Annotated in this window: 2 protein-coding genes; both read left to right on the forward strand. The window is 33.3% G+C overall.

Annotated elements, in window-relative coordinates:
- The first annotated feature begins 145 nt into the window (after nucleotides 1–145).
- Nucleotides 146–1,075 (forward strand): restriction endonuclease, encoded by a 930-nt coding sequence (locus MBO_RS03860; RefSeq protein WP_152545097.1) that lies wholly within the window; start codon nucleotides 146–148, stop codon nucleotides 1,073–1,075.
- Nucleotides 1,062–5,351 carry an Eco57I restriction-modification methylase domain-containing protein gene (locus MBO_RS03865; RefSeq protein WP_036363949.1) on the forward strand — a complete coding sequence of 1,430 codons (4,290 nt, stop codon included), beginning with the start codon at nucleotides 1,062–1,064 and terminating at the stop codon, nucleotides 5,349–5,351. Before MBO_RS03860 ends, MBO_RS03865 begins: the two co-directional genes overlap by 14 nt.
- The last annotated feature ends 470 nt before the right edge of the window (nucleotides 5,352–5,821 follow it).

The raw sequence follows: 5,821 nt of genomic DNA on the forward strand, positions 1-5,821 counted from the left end.
GTTCAGCTAAATTATTCCTAAAATCCGTTAAAAGTCAATACCTTAACGGTTTAAATTTCCTATTTTCAAATAAAAGTCCGTCTTTGCACGGGCTTTTTTCGTGCCCAAAATTTACCCAAAATCTATCAAAAGAGGGCGGTGCAAAATGATGGGTGCCGCCATTCAAAAACACATCATTGATTTTTCTGTTGCTAATTTATCAGAAGACGATTTATATCAATATTCATCAGAAATCTTAGATACTTTATTAAGAGATAGAACGACTTCTTTTTATGCCAAAAAGAAGCGAAATATCATTTGGGCAAATAATAATTATTTAGAACTTGGCGAAAATTATGGAGCAACTTGCCAAATTACGCCCAATTTGATTACGGGTAAAATGGGGAATTTAATCGTACCACGAGCCTTAAAATCCAAAGAACAACAAAAAGAACGCACCAAATCTAAGGCGGAAGTATTTACGCCCAGTTGGGTTGTTAAAAAGCAAAATGACGCCTTAGATGAAAATTTTTTAAATGACGATTTAATCACCTATATATCAAGAACTTGGCTAGAAATTACTTGCGGAGAAGCGCCTTATATTGCTAATCGTTATGAAATGGCTACGGGTGAAATCATTGATTTAAATGAACGAGTTGGATTTTTGGATAGAAAATTACGCCGTATCAATCAAGAAATTAATAATAAGAAAAAATGGCAAGAATTTGCCAAAAAATCTTATCAAGCCAGTTTTGGCTTTGAATGGAATGGTGATTCTTTATTGCTGGCTCGTGAAAATCTGCTTTTAACTTATCGTGATTATTATGTGGACAAATGGGGTAGCGAACCAGAGTATGAATTATTAAAGCAAATCGCTGAAATCATCAGTTATAACATTTTTCAAATGGATGGATTAACGGAATGCCTTCCTTTAACGCAAAAAAGAGAAACGATTTTCAATCATCAAGCTGATTTATTTGATGATGTAAAACCGAAAATCGTCATGATTCATCAAGGTCAGCGTATCAAAATCAAAGATTGGAAAACACGAAAAATGGTATTTTTTGATGAGGAGTTATCAAATGAGCAGAACTGAAATTACAACTGCAAAAGCGGTTTATCCACAAATCTATGCTTATACCTTGCCAACCGTAACAGATAAACAAGGTTGGGTAAAGATTGGCTATACAGAAAAATCAAGTGTGCATACTCGTATTAAAGAGCAGGTGCGAACAGTAGATTTGAGCTATGATTTATTATGGAGCGAAATTGCAAAATTGCATAATGATGAATATTTTACCGATCATCAATTGCACAGCTATTTAAGACGCCATAAAAATATTGAGAACAAAAAAGGCGAGCATAGAAGAACAGAATGGTTCTTCTATAATGGTACGCCCCAAAAAAGCTTGCAAGATTTTTATGATTTTGTGAGTGCAAATTATTCACAAGAAAATAATTCATCAGAATATGAATTACGCCAAGAGCAATTAGATGCGGTTAATAAGACTTTGGCTTATTTTAAAGATAATCCAGATGGCGAATTTTTGTGGAATGCCAAACCCAGATTTGGCAAGACTTTAACCACTTATGATTTAGCTTGTAAATTAAACGCCAAAAAAGTTTTAATTGTTACTAATCGTCCTGCGATTGCTAATTCTTGGTTTGATGATTTTGAAAAGTTTATTGCATGGCAAACGGATTTTGCTTTTGTTTCAACCAGCGATAGTTTAAAAGAACGCCGTGTTTTAAATCGTGAACAATTTCTTGACCAAATGACAAAGCCCAATGGCAAAAAGAGTATGATTGCTTTTATTTCTTTGCAAGATTTAAAAGGCTCAATCCATTTTGGTGGGCAATTTGATAAATTGGATTGGGTTAAAAAGCTCAATTGGGATTTGCTCGTTATTGATGAAGCCCATGAAGGTGTGGATACTCTCAAAACTGATGTCGCTTTTGATAATATCAGTCGTGATTTTACCCTACATTTATCAGGCACACCATTTAAAGCATTGGCAGGCGGGCAATTTTCTCAAGATGAAATTTATAATTGGACTTATGCCGATGAGCAATCCGCCAAATTAAATTGGGCTGATGATGAAGACAGTAATCCTTATGCGACTTTGCCGACTTTGAATTTATTCAGCTATCAAATGAGCCGAATGATTAGCGATAAAGTTAATCAAGGAGCGGATATCGGCGGTGATAATATAGATTTTGCTTTTGATTTGAATGAATTTTTTGCCACCGATGATAAAGGCAATTTCATTCATAAAAAAGAAGTAGAAAAATGGCTAAATACTTTAAGTCAAAATGAAAAATATCCATTTTCTACCAAAGAATTGCGAGATGAAATCAAACATTCTTTCTGGCTGTTAAATCGTGTGGATGGTGCCAAAGCCTTAGCCAAATTATTAAAAAATCACCCTGTTTTTGAAAATTACCATATTGTTTTGGCAGTAGGCGATGGGCGTGGTGATGACAATGATATGATTAGCGGTAAAGCCTTAAACCGTGTCAAACAAGCCATTAAGGAGAATGACAAAACCATTACTTTATCGGTGGGACAATTAACCACTGGTGTTACCATTCCAGAATGGACAGCCGTTTTAATGCTCTCTAATTTAAAATCACCTGCTTTGTATATGCAAACAGCGTTTAGAGCGCAAAATGCGTGGCGATATGAAAAAGATGGGCAATTCTATCAAAAGAAAAATGCCTATGTTTTTGATTTTGCACCTGAGCGTACGCTAACGATTTATGATGAATTTGCCAATAATTTATCGCTAAAAACTTCAAATGGTAATGGCACAACAGATGAAAGAGAAAATAACATCAAGGAGTTATTAAATTTCTTTCCCGTCATTGCCGAAGATAACGAAGGCAGAATGGTGGAGCTTGATGTCAATCAAGTTTTGACCATTCCAAAAGTATTTAAAGCGACCGAAGTGGTAAAACGGGGCTTTATGAGTAATTTATTGTTTCAAAATATCTCTGGTATTTTCTCGGCTCAGTCTGACGAAGTTCGTGAAATCATAGAGCAATTTGAATATTATGACAATGGCAAAATCAATAAAGAAAAAACCAATAAACCGATAGATACACAAGGCGTGCAGGTGGATAGTGACGGTAATGCAATTATTGATACCGAAATCGTGATTAACACCAATAATGCTCGTTTTGGTGAAAAAGTTTATGGCGATATTAAAGAACAAGCCCAAGACATTATTCAAAACAATGAGTTAAATAGTGAAAATTTGGCAAATAAATTAACCAATATCATCACAAAAAACACGCAAAGTGCCTTTAAAGAGTTGGCAAAAGAAAATGGTTTGACTGAAAAATTTGCCGACAAAGTGGTCAAAGAACAAAGTCAAGAAATTGCTTATGAAGTGAATAAACTTCAAGAGCAAAATAAAATTGAGCAAAATACTGCCAAAATTCATTTTGAAAATAAATTAAAAAATGCCAAAACTGAGAGCGAGAAACAGCAAATTAAAAGTGATTATGAAATTAAAAAGCAGGTAATCAATCAAGATTTGCAACATAAAATCAGTGAAACGGTCAATGAAAAAGTTGCCCAATTGACCCAAAATAGCACCGAAACCATTTTGCAAAAAGCCGAACAAAATAAACAGAATAAAGTGGAAGATGATGTTCGTGGGCGTTTGCGTGGATTTAGTCGCACCATTCCGTCATTTTTGATGGCGTATGGCGATAAAAATACCACATTAGCGAATTTTGATACACGCATTGATGACAAGGTATTTAAAGAAGTAACAGGCATTACGATTGAGCAATTTCGTGTGTTGCGAGATAAGCATCAATTTTTTGATGAGCAAGTTTTTGATAATGCGGTGCAAGAGTTTTTAAACAAACGCTTTGCCCTTGCTAATTATTTTGATGAACATCAAACCGAAGATATTTTTGATTATATTCCGCCCCAACGCACCAATCAGATTTTTACGCCCAAAAAAGTCGTAAAAATGATGATGGATAAGTTTGAAGAAGAAAATTCTGATATTTTTAGTAATCCTAATCTAAAATTTGCTGATTTATATATGAAATCGGGGCTATATATCACCGAAATTGTCAAAAGGTTGTATGTGGGTTTAGAAAGTGAATTCCCAAATCCAAAAGACAGATTAGCCCATATTTTTGCCCATCAAGTCTATGGCTTTGCGCCGAGTGAGATTATTTATAATATCGCCAAAAACTTTATTTTGGGATTTGATGAAACCTTAGATTTTGAACATTCGCATATTGTGCATTTGGACACCACGCCCTATGCCAAAGGCGAATTAAATTTTAATGACAAATTAACTGAAATTTTTGGAAAAGCAATGAAATTTGATGTTGTAGTGGGTAATCCGCCTTATCAAGATAATATAGAACACAGAGAAGAACAACCTTCTATATATCAATACTTTTATGATTTGGCTGAAAAATTCGGTAATAAATACTGTTTAATTTCTCCTGCACGATTTTTGTTTAATGTTGGCTCAACACCAGCTAAATGGAATAGAAAAATGCTTAATGATGAGCATTTAAAAGTTCTGTATTTTAACGGAAATCCAAAAGGAGTGTTTGATAAAAATGAAATTAAAGGCGGGGTAGCTATTGTTTACCGAGATAATGATACTAACTTCGGTAAAATTGGTATTTTTACAAGCTACAATGAATTAAATGATATTGTTGAAAAAGTTGTTACAGAGAATTTTACTTCTATTGGTGAGTTATTACACAGTAATACAAGCTATAAATATTCGCAACTATTATGGCAGGAAAACCCAACATTGGTTAGTCGTGTCTCTGGTGGTTCAAAAAGATATTTATCTTCATCTGTTTTTGAAAATTTACACGAATTATTTTTTGATGAAAACCCAAATGATGATAAAGAATATATTCAAATTTTAGGTCGTCAAAACAATGCCCGTATTTTTAAATGGTTGCGTAGGGATTATTTGTCTAATCATCCAAATATGGATAAATACAAAGTTTTAATTCCTAGTTCCAATGGCTCTGGAAAATTAGGGGAAACCTTATCAACACCTACTATTGAAAATCCAAATCAAGGACATACAGAAACTTTTATTTCATTTGGTGCTTTTGATAATAAAATAGAAGCGGAGAACCTACTAAAATATTTAAAAACAAAATTTGCTCGCCTAATGCTTGGTGTTGTAAAAGTAACGCAAGGAAATAAAACCAAAGAAGTTTGGTCAAAAGTCCCCCTACAAGATTTTACCGCCGATTCTGATATTGATTGGTCTAAGTCCATTCGTGAGATTGATAAACAGCTTTATGCCAAATATGGGCTTTCTGATGAAGAGATTGATTTTATTGAGAGTAAGGTTAGGGAGATGAGCTAGTAAGATAAAGTTCTGAGTGCGTATGTATAAAAATATTTTAAAATCAACCACCTATAAAAATTTCATCATAAATTTTAAAATTTTTTCAAAAAAGTGTTTGACAGTCAAAAATAAATCTGTATAATACGCACTCATTCCAACGCAGCCTAGTTGCAAAAAATAACAAAGCAAGTTGGTTAAAATAATTCAAAAAGAGATTGACATCACAAAATAATGTGATAGAATGGTCAGCCTTGATTAATGATAATGATGCAGACGATGTATCATACACTATTTAAAATCCAAACTAAAGAACAACTTGTGTGGATTTTTGCTAATACAAGATAACAAAAAAATTATCATTTATCAAGCAAAAATACTCAAAGTTAATTCATTTACACGATGAGCAAATTTGCTAGTAATAAATGAGCCAAAATTAAAAGTCCTAACTTTTTATTTACTTTCTAAGTAAATAATCAATTAGGCAAAAC

The organism is Moraxella bovoculi 237 (genome assembly GCF_000696305.2).
In the GTDB taxonomy this organism is placed as follows: domain Bacteria; phylum Pseudomonadota; class Gammaproteobacteria; order Pseudomonadales; family Moraxellaceae; genus Moraxella; species Moraxella bovoculi.